Origin of the sequence: Nitratidesulfovibrio oxamicus (assembly GCF_015731765.1) — a bacterium.
In the GTDB taxonomy this organism is placed as follows: Bacteria; Desulfobacterota; Desulfovibrionia; order Desulfovibrionales; family Desulfovibrionaceae; genus Cupidesulfovibrio; species Cupidesulfovibrio oxamicus.
In genome coordinates, this window is the sequence record NZ_VRYY01000716.1 from 1 (window position 1) to 708 (window position 708).

Genomic DNA, 708 nt, shown 5'->3' on the forward strand with positions numbered 1-708 from the left:
GCCCCATCGCCTGCCGGGGGCCGCGCCGCGCCTGCGGAACACGGAACAGGCCCAGGCGTGGGAGGCGGAATACGCGGCGGCCTGTGCTGCCTTCCCGCACCTGCGGCCCGTGGCGGACCGGGAGTGACGCCTGCCGCACGCCCCGCCTGAATGCGCTCGTCGCACGTGCGGTATGAAACCGGCCCGTTCGCCGGACACCCCTTTTCCGCCGCCGGGCTTTCCGGCTATGGAAACGACAGGCGGTCGGCCCTGTCCGGGGCAGGCATGTCCGCGTCGGCCCTGTCCGCGTCGACCATGTCCGCGTCGGTCCTGTCCGCGTCGGTCCTATCCGCGTCGGTCCTGTCCGGGGCCGCCTTGCCGGACTGCATTGCCCGGACTGCCGCGCCTTGCCGCGCCCCTCATCCAGCAAGGCGCAACCCACACCCGGAACACACTTGCCTTTCACCTTCGGAGGCCGCATGCCCCACAACCGTTCCGCCACTCCCCGCCGCCGCGCCGCGCTCGACATTCCGGACACCGCACTGTTCGACGAGGTGCGCGAACGCCTGGTGGCCGGGCCGCTCTCGCTGATCCTGCACTGGCGCGCACACAATGGGGAAAGCCGACTGCGCGAAATCACCATGAGTTGGGACGGGGCCGCGCTGGCTTCCGCCCCCGCCACGCGCGACGGCTGGACCAACCCGCGCCCGGACGCCTGGCCCGGCCTGC

The 708-nt window shown here is 72.6% G+C and carries 1 protein-coding gene and 1 pseudogene; one reads left to right on the plus strand and one right to left on the minus strand.

Annotated features, from left to right (window positions below; translation table 11 throughout):
* Positions 1-224 precede the first annotated feature (224 nt).
* The gene (locus tag FVW20_RS17590) at positions 225-368 is read right to left on the minus strand and encodes a hypothetical protein (RefSeq protein ID WP_196610600.1); all 144 of its coding nucleotides are present in this window, start codon (positions 366-368) and stop codon (positions 225-227) included.
* Between the two features lie 90 nt (positions 369-458).
* On the opposite strand from FVW20_RS17590, the pseudogene FVW20_RS17595 reads away from it, so the two are divergent.
* A pseudogene (locus FVW20_RS17595) lies at positions 459-708 on the plus strand (methylated-DNA--[protein]-cysteine S-methyltransferase); the annotation flags it as partial.

Coding starts and splice junctions, on each gene's coding strand:
- FVW20_RS17590 (WP_196610600.1), bottom strand. CDS start 368: ATGCAGTCCGGCAAGGCGGCCCCGGACAGGACCGACGCGGATAGGACC.